The following is a 14,886-nucleotide window of genomic DNA, read 5'->3' as shown; positions in this document are numbered from 1 at the left end:
CCAATAATTGGACTTTGGTAGCAACCGTGCGTCGAGCCCGCCGCGATCGGACCGAACCGCAATTTTCCGACCGCGCAATCGTACCAAAGTTGCATTCCGGGACGTTGCCCGGCGGGGATACCCTGGTCTCCCGAAACCAGGCGAGTGCAAACCCGCGATGCGTTTCAGCCTTTGGTTACCCTCCTTGATGCAGATCGCCTTGCTGGCCGGCGGGCTTTGCGCCTCGCCGGCCGCCCTTTCGCAGGAGGCGGCGCCAGCGGACAACTCCACGGTCCGCATCGCCTACCTGACGCAGGAGGTCGAGCATCCCCCCGCCCTGTCCAACCTCGACGAACCGCCCGCCGACGAAGGACTGGCCGGCGCCCAACTCGCCGTGGCGGACAACAACAGCACAGGCCGCTTCCTCAAGCAGCGGTTCGAGTTGGAGGCGGTGACCGTCCCCATCAACAGCGACCCGGCGCAGGCGCTGCGCGACCTCGCCGCCGCCGGCCACCGCATCGTCGTGCTGGACCTGCCCGGCGAGGCGCCCGGCGCGCTGGCCCGCCTGCCCGAGGCGGCGAACCTGCTGCTGTTCAACGCCGGCTCGACCGACGACAGCCTGCGCAACGCGCTGTGCGCGCCCAACCTGCTGCACACGGCCCCCGACCGCGCCATGCTGGCCGACGCGCTGGCCCAATATCTGGCGGTCAAGCGCTGGACGAAATGGCTGCTGATCGTCGGCACCCGGCCCGAGGACCGGCTCTACGCCGCCGCGGTGAAGCGGGCGGCCAAGCGCTTCGGCGCCGAAGTGGTCGAGGAGAAGACCTGGAGCGAGGACCACGACGCCCGCCGCACCGCCCAGGCCGAAATGCCGGTCTTCACCCAGGGCAAGCGGCACGACGTGGTGATCGTCGCCGACGAGATCGGCGACTTCGGCGACTATGTGCTGTACCGCACCTGGGAGCCGCGCCCGGTCGCCGGAACGCAGGGCCTCGTCCCCACCAACTGGCACCGCGCCCACGAGGCCTGGGGGGCGGCACAACTCCAGTCCCGCTTCAAGGCCGCCGCCCAGCGCATCATGTCGCCCCGCGACCACGCGGTCTGGGCCGCCATCCGCGCGGTGGGCGAGGCGGCGACCCGCACCCGCTCCACCGATCCGGCGGCGCTGGCCGCCCACATCCGCGGGCCGGATTTCACGCTGGCCGCCTTCAAGGGCGTGCCGCTGTCCTTCCGCAGTTGGGATGGGCAACTCCGCCAGCCGGTGCTTCTGGCCGCCGACCGCTCGCTGGTGTCCGTCTCGCCGCAGGACGGCTTCCTGCACCCGAAGACCGAACTCGACACGCTGGGCCACGACCAGCCCGAAACAGGCTGCCGCCGCTGATTCTTCCCAATCATTTCCGCCAAAAGGACGCCGCATCGATGACCACCGCCCGCTCCCTTCTCCTCGCCGCCCTGCTGGCCGGCTGCGCCGTTCCTGCTTTGGCGGAGACCGTCTATATCTCGAACGAGAAGGACAACACCCTGTCCATCATCGACGGCGCGACCCTGACGGTGACGGAAACGGTGAAGGTCGGGCGGCGCCCCCGCGGCATCACGCTGAGCGCGGACGGCAAGCACCTCTACATCTGCGCCAGCGACGACGACACGGTGCAGGTGATGGATCTCGCGACGAAGAAGATCCTGCACAACCTGCCCTCGGGCGAGGACCCGGAGCTGTTCGCCCTGCACCCCGACGGCAAGCACCTGTTCATCGCCAACGAGGAGAGCAACGTCGTCACCATCGTGGACGTGCCCAGCCGCAAGGTCGCCTATCAGGTGGATGTCGGGGTGGAGCCGGAGGGCATGGCGGTCAGCCCCGACGGCAAATGGGCGGTGAACACGTCGGAGACGACGAACATGGTCCATTGGATCGACACCGAGAAGCGCGCCGTCATCGACAACACGCTGGTCGACGCCCGCCCGCGCTACGCCCAGTTCAACAAGGACGGCAGCCGCCTGTGGGTGTCGGCGGAGATCGGCGGCACCCTGTCGGTTATCGACACGGCCGACCGCAAGGTGGCGCAGACCATCCGCTTCAAGATCAAGGGCGTGCCCCAGGACCGCATCCAGCCGGTGGGCATCAAGCTGACCGACGACGGGCGCTACGCCTTCGTGGCGCTCGGCCCGGCCAACCACGTCGCGGTGGTGGACACCCAGACCTTCGCGGTGAAGGACTATCTGCTGGTCGGCCGCCGCGTCTGGCAGCTCGACCTGTCGCCCGACCAAAAGCGGCTCTACGCCACCAACGGCGTGTCGGGCGACGTGTCGGTGATCGACGTGGACAGCCTGAAGGTCGTCAAGTCGATCAAGGTCGGCCGCTACCCCTGGGGCGTCGCGGTGAAGGGGTAACGGAATGGGGACGCCCGCGCTGTCGATCGAAGGGCTGAGCTACGCCTACGGGCGCGGGACCTTCGCGCTGAAGGATGTGTCGCTGTCGGTCGGGGCTGGGTCCTTCACCGCCCTACTCGGCCCCAACGGAGCGGGCAAGACGACGCTGTTCGCTCTGGTCACCCGCCTGTTCGAATCGCCGGGCGGCACCATCCGCATCGGCGGCATCGACCTGCGGCGGGAGCCGGCCAAGGCGCTGGGCCGCATGGGGGTGGTGTTCCAGCAGCCGACGCTCGACCTCGACCTGACGGTGCGGCAGAATCTGCTCTATTTTGCGGCCCTGCACGGCATCCCCCGCCGCACCGCCGAGGCGCGGGCACGGGAGTCGCTGGAGCGGCTGGGCATGGCGGAGCGCATCGGCGAGACGGTGCGGGCGCTGAACGGCGGGCACCGCCGCCGGGTGGAGCTGGCCCGCACCCTGCTGCACGAGCCGGCCCTTCTGGTGCTGGACGAGCCGACCGTCGGGCTGGACGTCCCGGCGCGGCGCGCCATCGTCGAGCATGTCCACGCGCTGTGCCGGGAGCGCGGCATCGCCGTGCTCTGGGCCACCCATCTGATCGACGAGATCGGCGACGGCGACCGCGTGGTGGTGATCCACCGCGGCCGTGTCCGCGCCGCCGGGCCGGTGACGGAGGTGAACCGCGCGACCGGGGCGGACACGCTGACCGAGAGCTTCACCCGGCTGACCGCGAAGGAGGCGGCGTGACGGCTTTTGCCCATTATACGCGCGCGCTCGGCGGGATCGTCGGGCGCGAGGTGCTGCGCTTCGTCCACCAGCGCGAGCGCTTCCTGTCGGCCCTGGTCCGCCCGCTGTTGTGGCTGTTCGTCTTCGCGGCGGGCTTCCGCGCGGCGCTGGGCATCGCCATCACCCCGCCCTACGAGACCTACATTCCCTACGAGGTCTACATCGTCCCCGGCCTTGCCGGGATGGTCCAGCTGTTCAACGGGATGCAAAGCTCGCTGTCGATGGTCTACGACCGCGAGATGGGCAGCATGCGGATGCTGCTGGTCAGCCCCCTGCCCCGCTGGTTCCTGCTGACGGCGAAGCTGCTGGCCGGGACGGCGGTGTCGATCCTCCAGGTCTATGCCTTCCTCGCCGTCGCCTGGGTCTACGGGGTGCAGGCGCCGCCGCTCGGCTACCTCACGGTGCTGCCGGCGCTGGTGGTCAGCGGGCTGATGCTGGGGGCGCTGGGGATGCTGCTGTCCTCGGCCATCCGGCAGCTGGAGAATTTCGCGGGCGTGATGAACTTCGTCATCTTCCCGACCTTCTTCCTGTCCACCGCGCTCTATCCGCTGTGGAAGATGCAGGAGGCGGGGGAGCTTCTGTATTTCCTGTGCACCGTCAACCCCTTCAGCCAGGCGGTCGAGCTGATCCGTTTCGCGCTGTATCTGGACGTGAACCTGCCGGCACTGGGCTGGACGGTGCTGGCGCTGGCGGTGTTCCTGGGCGGTGCGGTTTACGGCTACAACCCGGCTCGGGGCTTCCTGGCGCGCAAGGCGGGTGGGGAGTAGGTGGGGCCCGTCGCCACCACTCCCCACGAAGGCTACCCCAGCAACCCCGTCATCACCGCCCGCAGCTGCGCCGGCCGCACCGGCTTGTTCAGCACATGGCAGCCCTTGGCCTGCGCCTCCTCCACCACCTCCGCGGTGCGGTTGGCGGTGATGAGGACCGACGGCAGATCGGCCCCGCAGCGCTCGCGCACCCGTGCGATCTCGGTGAAGCCGATCACTCCATCGTCCAGGTGGTAGTCGGCGAACAGCACGTCCGGAGCCACCGCCCCCAGCCCGGCCAACGCCTCGTCGCCCGACGCCGCGGTGGCGACGCTGCACCCCCAGCCCTCCAGCAGCGCGCGCATGCCGGCGAGCACCGCCGGCTCGTTGTCGATCACCAGCACCCGCGTGCCGGCCAGCCGGTTCGAGGCGGTCTGCACCGGCGCCTCCAGCGCGCGCACCGGGCGGGCGTAGCGCCCGAAGGGCACCGTCACCGCGAAGACTGAGCCCCGCCCCGGCTGCGACCGCACGGTGATGGGATGGTCGAGCATCCGCGCCACCCGCTCCACGATGGCGAGGCCGAGGCCCATGCCGCGGACCCGCTCGTTGGCGCAGGGCGTGTCGAGGCGGCGGAACTCCTGGAAGATCTCGCCCAGCTTGTCGGCGGGCACGCCGGGGCCGGTGTCCCACACCTCGATCCGCAAACCTTCCGGCGTCCGTCGGCAGCCGACCAGCACACGCCCGGCCCCGCCCCGCGCCCCTCTCTTCGCCTGGGTGTAGCGCAGGGCGTTGGACAGGAAGTTCTGCAGGATCCGGCGCAGCAGACGGATGTCGCTGCGCACCACGGCGTGGCTGGGAACGACGCAGAGGTCCAGCCCGCGCTCCTTCGCCACCGCCGCGTATTCGGTGGCCAGCGCGCCGAACAGGCTCTTGATCGGGAAATCGGCGATCTCCGGTCGCACCGCACCGGCGTCCAGCTTGGAGATGTCCAGCAGCGCCGACAGCAGATCCTCGACCGAGGCCAGGGCGACGTCGATGTTGTCGACCAGCCCGCGGTTCGGCTCCGGCTGCTCCAGGTCGCCCAGCGCCGAGACGAACAGCCGCGCCGCGTTCAGCGGCTGCAGCAGGTCGTGGCTGGCCGCCGCCAGGAAGCGCGTCTTGGACAGGTTGGCCTGCTCCGCCTCCGCCTTGGCCAGCCGCAGCGCCTCCTCCGCCGCGATGCGCTCGGCGATCTCCTGCTGGAGCTGGCCGTTGAGCCGGGTCAGCTCGGCGGTGCGCTCGACGACGCGGCGCTCCAGGCTGTCCTTGGCGTCGGCCAGCGCCTCTGCCGCCATGCGCCGCTCGGTGATGTCGTGGATCAGGCCGAAATAGCCCAGCACCTCCGGCTTGCCGCCGCCGCGCCGCTCACCGAAATGCGGGATGTAGGTGGCGACGGCGTAGCGCGGCGACCCGTTCTCGCCGGGCAGTTCCAAGTCGAAGGTGACCTCCTCGCCGGCCAGCGCGCGCAGCACGTAGGAGCGCCGCACCTCGTAATAGAGGTCGCCCAGCGCCGCCCACATCGGCTGGCCCTCGATCTCCTCGCGCTTGCGGTTGAACCAGCCCTCGTAGGCCTTGTTGACGAAGCGGAAGCGCTGCTCGGCGTCGACGTAGGCGATCAGCGCCGGCACGGCATCGGTGACCAGCCGGATGCGCTCCTCGCTGTCGCGCAGCGCCTGCTCGGCGCGCTTGCGCTCGGTGATGTCGGTGAAGGTCAGGACGAAGCCGCCGCCCGGCATGGGGTTGCGGCTGATCTCCAGGACCGTGCCGTCCAGCCAGGGCTGCTCGACGAGGCAGCTCGGCATCATCAGCGCCTTCAACGACAGGCCACGGTCGCCGAGCGCCGCGTGGTGCAGCACGAAGTCGGCGAAGCCCGCCCCGCGCTCCGCCACGTTGGCGGGCAGGCGCAGCAGGCCGGTGAAGCGCTCGTTCCAGGCGACCAGCCGCTGGTCGCGGTCGTACACCCCGACCCCCTGGGCGATGTTGTCCAGCGTCGCCTGCAAAAGCGCCGACTTCTCGGCCAGCTCGCGCTCGCGGCGGCGGGTCTCATGCTCCTTGATGTCGGTGATGTCGGTGTAGACGCCGACCACCCCGCCGTCGCGGGTCCGCCGCTCGTTCACCTGGACCCAGCGCCCGTCGGCCAGCCGGTAGACGTAGGGGCCCTTCAGCGCGCGGTGCTGGGCCAGCCGCTCCGACAGCCAGCGGTCGGGCCGCGGGTAGGCGTCGGCGATGGTGCGGGAGGAGGCCGCCAGCTCGGCGATCTCCTGGAAGCGGATGCCCGGCAGGATGCGGTCGCGGATCTCCGGCCACAGGGCCAGATACTTGCTGTTGCACAGGACCAGCCGATCGTCGGCGTCGAAGATGGCGAAGCCCTCGTTGACCGACTCGATGGCCTCCGACAGGCGGCCGCGCATGGTGTCGGCCAACTCCTTGGCGCGGGCCAAGGCGCGGTGGCTGTCCTCCAGCTCGCGCAGGGCGCGCTCCAGCTCCAGCGTGCGCTCGCGCACCTTCTGCTCCAGGACGATGGCGGTCTGGAACAGGGAGAAGGCGCCCCCCTGCACGTCCATCGACCGCTCCACCCGGTCCATCAGCACTTGGTTGATGCGGCGGAGCTTGGCGTTCTCGCGTTCCAGCGCCTCCAGTCGGCCGCGCTCGTCGGGTGACGACGGACGTGCGGACAGCGGAGCGGGAGACGGCGGTTCGGCGGGTGGGCGGGACGGTTCCCGCCAGTCGAAGATGAGCGTCATCGCGCACCTATCGCAACACCGGTGAAGGTCTGGTTGACGTGCATGGCGTTGTACTGCTCGCCGTAGGCGCAGAAGCCGACGACGTTGTGCCGCGCCAGCGCCGCCGACATGACGTGCTTGAGCTGCCGCTGCTCCAGCTCCAGCCGGCGCAGGATGCAGTCGCAGCCGAGCACGAGGTCCGGCGGCCCGCCGACCTCCGCGGCCAGCTTGCGCATCATCTCCTCCAGGTTCTCCACCGGGTCGACGCCGCGCGCGACGGTCAGCACGATCCCTTCGTCGATGGCGCAGTAGAAGGTCAGGCTCTCGTCGTCGTTGACCTTCTGGATGGAGCGGACATGGTACTCGCCCCCCACCCGTACGACGACGGGATAGGCGGCGAAGATCAGGGGGGTCAGCGGCTCCCCCTCCAGCCCGACCATGCGGGCGTATTCGCGGCCCGCCGGCTCGGCGTTGATCTCGGTGACGATGCGGCGCTGCGGATCGGCGCCGGTCACCACCATCTTGGCGTCGGACGCCACGAAATGCTCGGTCCGGAAGACCACGAAGCGGCGCGCGGTGGTGACCAGCATCAGCACGGCGGCGTTGGTGTGGAACCGTCCCTCGTGCAGAACGAAGGTGCGCTCGAAGCGCAGCTCGTCCCCGGCGGAGCCGCCGAACAGCGGGATGTCCATCAGTACGCTGTGCAGCGCGCTGACCACCATCTCCTCCGCCCGCGACATGCCGTCGATCATCAGGAAGGCGAAGCTGCCATGGTCGGGGAAGGCGTCGGCGCGGGCGGCCAGCGCGACGTCGCGCTGCTCCATCAGGTTGCGCAGGACGCGCGGCGCGTCGGCGATGGAGAAGCGGTCGAGATCGTCGATGCGCTGGGTGGCGATGGTGAAGTCGGCGCGCGGAAAGCCGATCCCGACCAGCGACCCGGCGGCGTAGCCGAAGGGCGTGATCTCGCCCGCCGTGGTGCAGCCGATCACCGGCACCGGCCCGAACAGCTCGGCCAGGGCCGCCGCCAGCTCCACCCGGTCGTAATGGGCGGAGCAGAAGACCAGCACCATCTCCAGCTCGGCCACGGCGGCGGGGTTCCGTCCGCACAGCCCCTCGAACAGGTCACGCGCGGCGGCGCGGGCGTCCTCCGCCATCGAGACGGCCCGCGGCAGGGACGGGCTGGGCGCGGGGGAACTGGGCGGAGCATCGGAGAGAAGAGCGTCCGAGGCCGGATGGCTGGTCACAATGCGGGTCCCGAAAAGCATCGGCATGGCATCCAACACCCCAGACGGCCACCCGACGCCGGAAGGCCGGCCGGGAAACGTGGGCGGATGACCTATAGGTTACTTCAGCGATGCCCGCCGGGCAAAGCCGGCGCGGGGGTGCGGGCATGCGACCATGGTCTAAGGTTCGGCGTGGGACTGTTTCCCAAGCAACGAAAAAGGCGCCTTCCGCCGTCGCGGAAAGCGCCTGAGTTCGGTTCCATATGCACCACCACGCGGGGGAGCCGGTCTGAACACGGATCAGACCGCCCGGCGGCCGTGCCGACTGGGAAAGTCCCGAAGTCGAATCCTGAATACCGCATTCCACGGAACAGCGCTATGCCTTTTTAATCATATCGCGCGGATCGGAACGCAGCGCCTCCACCTCGCCATCGGAGAACAAGCGCGAGCGGGTGAGGAAGCGCACGCCCTCCGGCGCCTCCAGCGAGAAGCTGGCGCCGCGGCCCGGCACCACGTCGATGATGAGTTGGGTGTGCGACCAGTATTCGAACTGCGCCGCCCCCATGTAGAAGGGACAGCCGCCGATCTCCCCCAGCCGGACGTCCTGCCCGCCGGGGCGGAACTCCCCGTCCATGAAGCACATCGGCGCGCTGCCGTCGCAGCAGCCGCCGGACTGGTGGAAGAACAGCGGCCCGTAGAGCCCGCGCAGCTTTTCAATCAGTTCCAGGGCCGCCGGTGTGGCGACGACTCGTTCGACCATGGGCGAATGCTCCCAGAAGGAATTCAGCCGGACGAGAAAAGGGCCGGAGGCCGAATGGCCGCCGGCCCAAGGTCGTCAGGGAGGAGACAGGGAGGTTAGAAGAAGCCCAGAGCCTTCGGGCTGTAGCTGACCAGCAGGTTCTTGGTCTGCTGGTAGTGGTCGAGCATCATCTTGTGGTTTTCGCGGCCGATGCCCGACTGCTTGTAGCCGCCGAAGGCCGCGTGGGCCGGATAGAGGTGGTAGCAGTTGGTCCACACGCGCCCCGCCTGGATGGCGCGGCCCATGCGGAAGGCGCGGTTGCCGTCACGGCTCCACACGCCGGCGCCCAGGCCGTAGAGCGAGTCGTTGGCGATGGCGAGCGCCTCTTCCTCGGTCTTGAAGGTCGTCACGGACACCACCGGCCCGAAGATCTCCTCCTGGAAGATGCGCATCTTGTTGTGGCCTTCGAAGACCGTCGGCTGGACGTAGTAGCCGCTCTCCAGCTCGCCGCCCAGATGGGCGCGCTCGCCGCCGATCAGCACCTTGGCGCCCTCGGCCTTGCCGATGTCGATGTAGGAGAGGATCTTTTCGAGCTGGTCGATGGAGGCCTGGGCGCCGATCATGGTGGCGGGGTCCAGCGGGCTGCCCTGCTTGACCGCGGCGACGCGGGCCAGGGCCCTCTCCATGAACTTGTCGTAGATGCTCTCCTGCACCAGGACGCGCGAGGGGCAGGTGCAGACCTCGCCCTGGTTCAGCGCGAACATGGCGAAGCCTTCCAGCGCCTTGTCCAGGAAGTCGTCCTCCTCGGCCATCACGTCCTTGAAGAAGATGTTCGGCGACTTGCCGCCCAGTTCCAGCGTGACCGGGATGATGTTCTCCGTGGCGTACTGCATGATCAGGCGGCCGGTCGTCGTCTCGCCGGTGAAGGCGATCTTGGCGATGCGCGGGCTCTGGGCCAGCGGCTTGCCGGCCTCGACGCCGAAGCCGTTGACGACGTTGATGACGCCGTCCGGCAGCAGGTCGGCGATGATCTCCATCATCACCATGATGGCCATCGGGGTCTGCTCGGCGGGCTTCAGCACGACGCAGTTGCCGGCGGCCAGCGCCGGAGCCAGCTTCCACACGGCCATCAGCAGCGGGAAGTTCCACGGGATGATCTGGCCGACGACGCCCAGCGGCTCATGGAAATGATAGGCGTAGGTGGTGTTGTCGATCTCCGCGATGGAGCCTTCCTGGGCGCGGATGCAGCCCGCGAAGTAGCGGAAATGGTCGATGGCCAGCGGCAGGTCGGCGTGGGTCGTCTCGCGGATCGGCTTGCCGTTGTCCAGCGTCTCGGCCAGCGCCAGCACGTCCAGACGCTCTTCCAGCCGGTCGGCGATCTTGTTGAGGACGCGGGCGCGCTCCGCCGGGGAGGTGCGGCCCCAGGCGTCCTTGGCCTTGTGGGCGGCGTCCAGCGCCTTTTCGATGTCTTCCGCGGTGGAGCGGGCGACCTCGCACAGCGGCTTGCCGGTGATCGGGGTCAGGTTGGTGAAATACTGGCCCTTCGTCGGCGCCACCCACTGGCCGCCGATGAAGTTGTCGTAGCGCGGCCGGATGGCGACCTGCTTGCTGAGCGTTTCCAGGGCCTGATGGATCACGGCGGTTTCCTCCCGAAGCGGATTGCCCGAACTGAATGTCGTGGAATGACGTTTGGCGGGTTGTGCGCCCTGTGTCCGTTCGTCCGATGATCGGTATCCGTCACAGCGCCCCGCCGTTATCGCGGTTTCGGGGAAGGCCGGTAAATTCGACTTTGGTTGCAGAAGCTCGGACCCCCAGATTCGGGACCGACCGTTGGCCGACAGATGATACCTTGGGCGGAGACCCTTCCGTTTCCCGGCGAGACTTCAGGACATGACGACCGACATCCGGCTGCGCTTCCTCCACCCCTCCGGCGCCATCGGACCCGGCAAGGTGTCCCTGCTGGAGGAGATCGACCGCACCGGCTCGATCTCGGCGGCGGCACGGGCGCTCGGCATGTCCTTTCGCCGCGCGTGGTTCCTGGTGGAAACCATGAACTCCGCCTTCCGCGAGCCGGTGGTGCGCACCAACGTCGGCGGGCGGGAGGGCGGCGGGACCGGCCTGACCGCCTTCGGCCAGGAGGTGATCGCCCGCTACCGCCGCATGGAGGAGGAGGCCCGCCGGGCCGCCGCCCCCCACCTCGCCTGGCTGGACGAGGCGCTGAAACCGGAGGCGGCGCTCGAAAAAGGCGCGGAACCCGCTGATCCAAAGTCCAATGGCCCGGACTCCGGCGATCCGTAAAGTCTCCCTCGACGCCGCGACCTTCCGCCGCGGCGAAACGAAGGAGGCCCCCGACCCATGCGCACCGCCGCCCGCACCGCCGCCCGTACAGCCTTGGCCGCCCTGGTCCTTCTCGCCGCAGCGCCGCTCCCGGCCCTGGCCGACGGCGATCCGGCGAACGGCGAAAAGCTGTTCCGCCAGTGCAAGGCCTGCCACACCGTGGAGGCGGGCAAGAACCGCGTCGGCCCCACGCTGCACGGGCTGTTCGGGCGTAAGGCCGGAGCGGTGGACAACTACGCCAATTACTCCGAGGGGCTGAAGGCGTCGGGCATCGCGTGGGATGCCAAGACGCTCGACCCCTATCTCGCCAACCCGAAGGCGGTCATCGCCGACAGCCGCATGGCCTTCGCCGGGGTGGCGAAGCCGGAGGACCGCGCCGACCTGATCGCCTATCTGGAAGCCGCGACGAAGTGAGCGTCAGCGGGACGGGAACCGGGACCGCGGCCAGCCTGTTGCCCGGTTTCCCCCCGCAGCCGGAGAACGGCCATGGCCGACGACACCGCAGGACAAAAAGGCGCCGAGCCCAAGGACATTCACAAGACCGACATCGAGCCTCTTTGCGACGAGCAGAGCGGCGGCGGCGGGTCCAACCCGGACACGCGCTACCGCGGCATGCCGGGCGGTCATCCCGGCGGTTCCCGCGACGGCGACTGCGATCCGGTGTCGCGCGCCGACCCTGAGAAGGCGGAACCGCACACCGCCGAATCCGGGAGCAAGCCAGCGCCCCGCTAGGCCGATGGCTTAGCCTTTCCGGGGCCGCCCCGAATTGGTCGTAGCCGCTGACACGGTCCCCCGCTAAAACAGGGGCTCCCTCACCGGCACAACACGGGCTGCGACCGGCATGCTGAAGCGCCTTTACGACTGGACGATGGCCAAGGCGGCCTCGAAGAACGCCACCACCTGGCTGGCGGGGGTTTCCTTCGCGGAAAGCTCCTTCTTCCCGATCCCGCCGGACATCCTGATGGTGCCGATGGTGCTCGCCAATCGGCAGGCGGCGTGGCGGATCGCGACGATCTGCACGCTGGCCTCGGTGGTGGGCGGCATCGCCGGCTACATGATCGGCTTCTTCCTGTACGAGGCCATTGGCAAGGCGGTCATCGACTTCTACCACCTGGAAGCCCAGTTCGAGACGCTGCGCCATACCTTCGTCGAATACGGCGCGGAAATTCTCATCATCAAGGGCATGACGCCCATCCCCTACAAGCTGCTGACCATCACCGCGGGTGTGGCGAAGCTGAACATCTGGGTGTTCATCGGCGCCTCGATCCTGTCACGGGCCATCCGCTTCTATCTGGTCGCCGCCCTGCTCTACTGGTTCGGGGAGCCGGTGCGCGCCTTCATCGAAAAGCGGCTGACGCTGGTCACCACCGCCTTCGCCGTCGCGCTGATCGGCGGCTTCCTGGCGATCAAGCTGATCTGATCCACGGCAACGCCACCCCAACTCCACCGCGGCACCGCGACGCCGGGCCGTCCTGTCCTGTTGATGCGGCATCGAGGCATTGACGGGAGAGGATGGATGGACAGCGTGCGCGGGGCCGTGGTGGTCATCACCGGCGCGTCGAGCGGAATCGGGCGGGCCACCGCCCTGACCTTCGCGCGGGAGGGCGCCCGGCTGGTTCTGGCCGCCCGGCGGGAGGCCCTGCTCGGTGAGGTCGCCGAGGAATGCCGGGAGCTGGGCGGCGAGGCCGAGGTGGTGCCCACCGACGTCACCGATGCGGAGGCGGTGCGGAGGCTCGCCAACCGGGCGGTGCAAATGTTCGGCGGCATCGACGTCTGGGTGAGCAACGCCGGGGTCGGCGCCGTCGGGCGGTTCGAGGACACCCCGCTGGAGGCGCACCGCCGCGTCGTCGAGACCAACCTGTTCGGCCCGCTGCACGCCGCCCACGCCGTGCTGCCGCTGTTCCGCCGGCAGGGCCATGGTGTGCTCATCAACACGGTGTCGGTCGGGGCCTGGGCGCCCGCCCCCTACGCCGCCGCCTACGCGGCCAGCAAATTCGGACTGGAAGGGCTTCTGGAAAGCCTGCGGGCGGAACTGGTCGACGCGCCGGGCGTCCATGTCTGCGGCGTCTATCCCTTCTTCACCGACACGCCGGGCATGTCCCACGGCGCCAATTACACCGGCCATCAGCTGGACGCGGAAAGTCCCTTCTACGATGACCCGCAGGACGTGGCGGACACCGTGCTGGCCGTGGCGCTGCGCCCGCGCGCCCAGGCGATGGTCGGTGCGATGACCCCGCTGACCCGGCTGGGGCACGCGGTGGCGCCACGCCTGATGGAGAAGATCGCCGGCCACGGCGCACACCGCCATTTCAGTCGGACCCCGCCCGCCGCGACGAGCGACGGCAACCTGTTCCGTCCGGTGGAGCGCGGCCGCGGCGTCACCGGCGGCTTCCGCACCCCGCCGCCCGCCTGGGTGTCGCCCCTGCTCGTCGCCGGGGTCGCGGCCGCTGCGGCGGCGGCCTACGCCGGCTACGCGCGGAGCAAGAACGGAAACCACTGAGGGCTTTGAGTTCGGGAACGGGTTGGTCCAGAATGCCGGCCCGTTCCCCCAAACCCTGAGTCCATCATGCCGAAGCCGGCGACCCCGCGCGGCCGTCCGCCCGCCCCTGCCCCTGCCCGCTCCCCGCGTCCGGGTCCGGCCCGCGCTGGCAAGGAGATGCGCCGTGAAGAGGTGCGGGAGGAGCCGGGGAAGCTGTTCCGCGTCGCCGGCCTGTCCGCCGTCTCCGCCCTCTTCGCCCATGACGCGGCGCAGGTGGAGCGGCTGTTCTTCGAGGAGCGGCTGAAGGCGAAGACCGGCGACTTCTGCAAGGCGATGGCCGCGGCGCGCAAGCCCTACCGCATGGTGGAGGCCGATGAGCTGGCGAAGGTCGCCGGGACGGTCCTTCACGGCGGGGTGGTCGCGCTGATCCCGCCGCGCCCGGTGCCCGCCTTCGACACCGAAGCGGCGAAGCGCTGGGCGGCGGACGGGCAGCCGCTGCTGATCCTTGACGGAGTCGGCAACCCGCACAATCTGGGCGCCATCCTGCGCACCGCCGCCTTCTTCGGCCTGCGGCGGGTCGTGGTGTCGGACCATCCCGGGCAGGCCCTGCCGTCGGAGTCCGCCTACCGCGTCGCCGAGGGCGGGTTCGAATGGGTGGAGCTGTACCGGGCGTCCAACCTGCCGACGGTCCTGAAGCGGCTGCGCGACTCCCACCGGGTGGCCGGAACCGCGCTGGGCCGGGGCCGGGCGGTGGTCACCGACCCGGCGGTCCTCGCCACGGGGGAGCGGCCCGCCGCCGTCGTGCTGGGCAACGAGGAGGACGGGCTTCCCCCCGCCACCCTCGCCGCTTGCGAGGACATCCTGACCTTGCCCGGCACCGGCCGCATCCAGTCGCTGAACGTCGCGGCGACCGCGGCCATCCTCATCCACGCGCTGGCGAAGCCGGGTTGACAGTCTGGCTGATCAGCCGCCCAGGGCGATGATCAGCACCAGCGCCACCACGATGACCGAGACGACGGGCAGCATGTCCACACCGCCGCGGTCCCAGGTCGGCGCCCGGCGTGAGCCGTGATGCGCGCCATGGGCATGGCCCAGCCCCTCGTCGGCCCAGCCATGTTCGGACGGGCGGGCGCCGGGTGCGGAGACGGCGGGAGCCGCCGGGCTGGCGATGGTGACCACCCCGGCCCCGCGCTGGTAATCGCCACCGCCGCCGCCGCGTGGGCGCTTCAGCCGCTCGTCGGTCAGCTCCACGTCGATGCCCGCGGCCTCCAGCCGTTCCACCACCACGGCGACCTCCTCCGGGGTCATCGTCTCCACCGGCACGTCCTGGCCGAGCTGCTCGACGCTGAGCCGGTTGCCGTGCTGGCGCCCCTTGTCGATCAGGCGCTGGAGGGTGGCGTCGTCGATCGTCATGATTCTCTCCCCGCGGTTCCACCTTGGACTGAACAT

The 14,886-nt window shown here is 69.7% G+C and carries 15 protein-coding genes; 10 read left to right on the top strand and 5 right to left on the bottom strand.

Annotated elements, in window-relative coordinates; genetic code table 11:
* The first annotated feature begins 187 nt into the window (after positions 1 to 187).
* Genes H1Q64_RS07315 through H1Q64_RS07300 form a run of 4 tightly spaced genes read left to right on the top strand, consistent with a single transcriptional unit; the run spans position 188 to position 3,918 of the window.
* The gene (locus H1Q64_RS07315; RefSeq protein WP_237902987.1) at positions 188 to 1,360 is read left to right on the top strand and encodes an ABC transporter substrate-binding protein; all 1,173 of its coding nucleotides are present in this window, start codon (positions 188 to 190) and stop codon (positions 1,358 to 1,360) included.
* A 38-nt stretch (positions 1,361 to 1,398) separates the two neighbouring features.
* Complete coding sequence (locus tag H1Q64_RS07310; RefSeq protein WP_237902986.1) at positions 1,399 to 2,367, top strand: YVTN family beta-propeller repeat protein; 969 nt, start codon at positions 1,399 to 1,401, stop codon at positions 2,365 to 2,367.
* 4 nt (positions 2,368 to 2,371) lie between these two features.
* Complete coding sequence (locus H1Q64_RS07305; RefSeq protein ID WP_237902985.1) at positions 2,372 to 3,112, top strand: ABC transporter ATP-binding protein; 741 nt, start codon at positions 2,372 to 2,374, stop codon at positions 3,110 to 3,112.
* Complete coding sequence (locus H1Q64_RS07300) at positions 3,109 to 3,918, top strand: ABC transporter permease (protein ID WP_237902984.1); 810 nt, start codon at positions 3,109 to 3,111, stop codon at positions 3,916 to 3,918. Before H1Q64_RS07305 ends, H1Q64_RS07300 begins: the two co-directional genes overlap by 4 nt.
* A gap of 32 nt (positions 3,919 to 3,950) precedes the next feature.
* Here H1Q64_RS07300 and H1Q64_RS07295 read toward each other — a convergent pair whose 3' ends face one another.
* From H1Q64_RS07295 to adh, 4 genes are all read right to left on the bottom strand, one after another.
* Entirely contained in the window at positions 3,951 to 6,680 is a 2,730-nt protein-coding gene (locus H1Q64_RS07295) for a NahK/ErcS family hybrid sensor histidine kinase/response regulator (RefSeq protein ID WP_237902983.1), read from the bottom strand.
* Positions 6,677 to 7,930, bottom strand: a complete 1,254-nt coding sequence (gene nosP / locus H1Q64_RS07290; protein WP_237902982.1) for a nitric oxide-sensing protein NosP — start codon at positions 7,928 to 7,930, stop codon at positions 6,677 to 6,679. The genes H1Q64_RS07295 and nosP overlap by 4 nt, the downstream gene beginning before the upstream one ends.
* A gap of 328 nt (positions 7,931 to 8,258) precedes the next feature.
* Positions 8,259 to 8,642, bottom strand: coding sequence for a DUF779 domain-containing protein (locus H1Q64_RS07285; protein ID WP_237902981.1), 384 nt, complete (start codon positions 8,640 to 8,642; stop codon positions 8,259 to 8,261).
* A 95-nt stretch (positions 8,643 to 8,737) separates the two neighbouring features.
* Positions 8,738 to 10,258: an aldehyde dehydrogenase gene (adh, locus tag H1Q64_RS07280; protein ID WP_237902980.1), complete on the bottom strand. Its 1,521-nt coding sequence runs from the start codon at positions 10,256 to 10,258 to the stop codon at positions 8,738 to 8,740.
* 253 nt (positions 10,259 to 10,511) lie between these two features.
* Here adh and H1Q64_RS07275 point away from each other — a divergent pair, with 253 nt between their 5' ends.
* The 6 genes from H1Q64_RS07275 (at position 10,512) to H1Q64_RS07250 (ending at position 14,388) form a co-directional block, all read left to right on the top strand.
* Positions 10,512 to 10,919: a winged helix-turn-helix domain-containing protein gene (locus tag H1Q64_RS07275; RefSeq protein ID WP_237902979.1), complete on the top strand. Its 408-nt coding sequence runs from the start codon at positions 10,512 to 10,514 to the stop codon at positions 10,917 to 10,919.
* Positions 10,920 to 10,976: 57 nt separating this feature from the next.
* Complete coding sequence (locus H1Q64_RS07270) at positions 10,977 to 11,372, top strand: c-type cytochrome (RefSeq protein WP_237902978.1); 396 nt, start codon at positions 10,977 to 10,979, stop codon at positions 11,370 to 11,372.
* A gap of 72 nt (positions 11,373 to 11,444) precedes the next feature.
* The gene (locus H1Q64_RS07265) at positions 11,445 to 11,690 is read left to right on the top strand and encodes a hypothetical protein (protein WP_237902977.1); all 246 of its coding nucleotides are present in this window, start codon (positions 11,445 to 11,447) and stop codon (positions 11,688 to 11,690) included.
* Between the two features lie 109 nt (positions 11,691 to 11,799).
* Positions 11,800 to 12,378: a YqaA family protein gene (locus tag H1Q64_RS07260; RefSeq protein ID WP_145677520.1), complete on the top strand. Its 579-nt coding sequence runs from the start codon at positions 11,800 to 11,802 to the stop codon at positions 12,376 to 12,378.
* A gap of 96 nt (positions 12,379 to 12,474) precedes the next feature.
* A complete protein-coding gene (locus tag H1Q64_RS07255) occupies positions 12,475 to 13,458 on the top strand; it encodes an SDR family oxidoreductase (protein WP_237902976.1) in 984 nt (327 codons plus the stop codon).
* A 66-nt stretch (positions 13,459 to 13,524) separates the two neighbouring features.
* A complete protein-coding gene (locus H1Q64_RS07250) occupies positions 13,525 to 14,388 on the top strand; it encodes a TrmH family RNA methyltransferase (RefSeq protein WP_237902975.1) in 864 nt (287 codons plus the stop codon).
* Between the two features lie 12 nt (positions 14,389 to 14,400).
* Here the strand turns inward: H1Q64_RS07250 and H1Q64_RS07245 are convergent, their stop codons facing one another.
* Positions 14,401 to 14,850: an RNA polymerase sigma factor region1.1 domain-containing protein gene (locus H1Q64_RS07245; RefSeq protein ID WP_237902974.1), complete on the bottom strand. Its 450-nt coding sequence runs from the start codon at positions 14,848 to 14,850 to the stop codon at positions 14,401 to 14,403.
* Positions 14,851 to 14,886 lie beyond the last annotated feature (36 nt).

Origin of the sequence: Azospirillum brasilense, from assembly GCF_022023855.1 — a bacterium.
In the GTDB taxonomy this organism is placed as follows: Bacteria; Pseudomonadota; Alphaproteobacteria; order Azospirillales; family Azospirillaceae; genus Azospirillum; species Azospirillum brasilense_F.
Note: the sequence above shows the minus strand (reverse complement) of the source record. Positions and strands in the feature narration are given on the sequence as shown.

Excerpts from the sequence above, each read along its gene's own strand:
- nosP (WP_237902982.1), bottom strand. The coding sequence starts at position 7,930 with ATGCCGATGCTTTTCGGGACCCGCATTGTGACCAGCCATCCGGCCTCG.
- H1Q64_RS07310 (WP_237902986.1), top strand. The coding sequence starts at position 1,399 with ATGACCACCGCCCGCTCCCTTCTCCTCGCCGCCCTGCTGGCCGGCTGC.
- H1Q64_RS07250 (WP_237902975.1), top strand. The coding sequence starts at position 13,525 with ATGCCGAAGCCGGCGACCCCGCGCGGCCGTCCGCCCGCCCCTGCCCCT.
- H1Q64_RS07265 (WP_237902977.1), top strand. The coding sequence starts at position 11,445 with ATGGCCGACGACACCGCAGGACAAAAAGGCGCCGAGCCCAAGGACATT.
- H1Q64_RS07295 (WP_237902983.1), bottom strand. The coding sequence starts at position 6,680 with ATGACGCTCATCTTCGACTGGCGGGAACCGTCCCGCCCACCCGCCGAA.
- H1Q64_RS07305 (WP_237902985.1), top strand. The coding sequence starts at position 2,372 with ATGGGGACGCCCGCGCTGTCGATCGAAGGGCTGAGCTACGCCTACGGG.
- H1Q64_RS07255 (WP_237902976.1), top strand. The coding sequence starts at position 12,475 with ATGGACAGCGTGCGCGGGGCCGTGGTGGTCATCACCGGCGCGTCGAGC.
- H1Q64_RS07275 (WP_237902979.1), top strand. The coding sequence starts at position 10,512 with ATGACGACCGACATCCGGCTGCGCTTCCTCCACCCCTCCGGCGCCATC.
- H1Q64_RS07245 (WP_237902974.1), bottom strand. The coding sequence starts at position 14,850 with ATGACGATCGACGACGCCACCCTCCAGCGCCTGATCGACAAGGGGCGC.
- H1Q64_RS07285 (WP_237902981.1), bottom strand. The coding sequence starts at position 8,642 with ATGGTCGAACGAGTCGTCGCCACACCGGCGGCCCTGGAACTGATTGAA.
- H1Q64_RS07270 (WP_237902978.1), top strand. The coding sequence starts at position 10,977 with ATGCGCACCGCCGCCCGCACCGCCGCCCGTACAGCCTTGGCCGCCCTG.
- H1Q64_RS07260 (WP_145677520.1), top strand. The coding sequence starts at position 11,800 with ATGCTGAAGCGCCTTTACGACTGGACGATGGCCAAGGCGGCCTCGAAG.
- H1Q64_RS07315 (WP_237902987.1), top strand. The coding sequence starts at position 188 with ATGCAGATCGCCTTGCTGGCCGGCGGGCTTTGCGCCTCGCCGGCCGCC.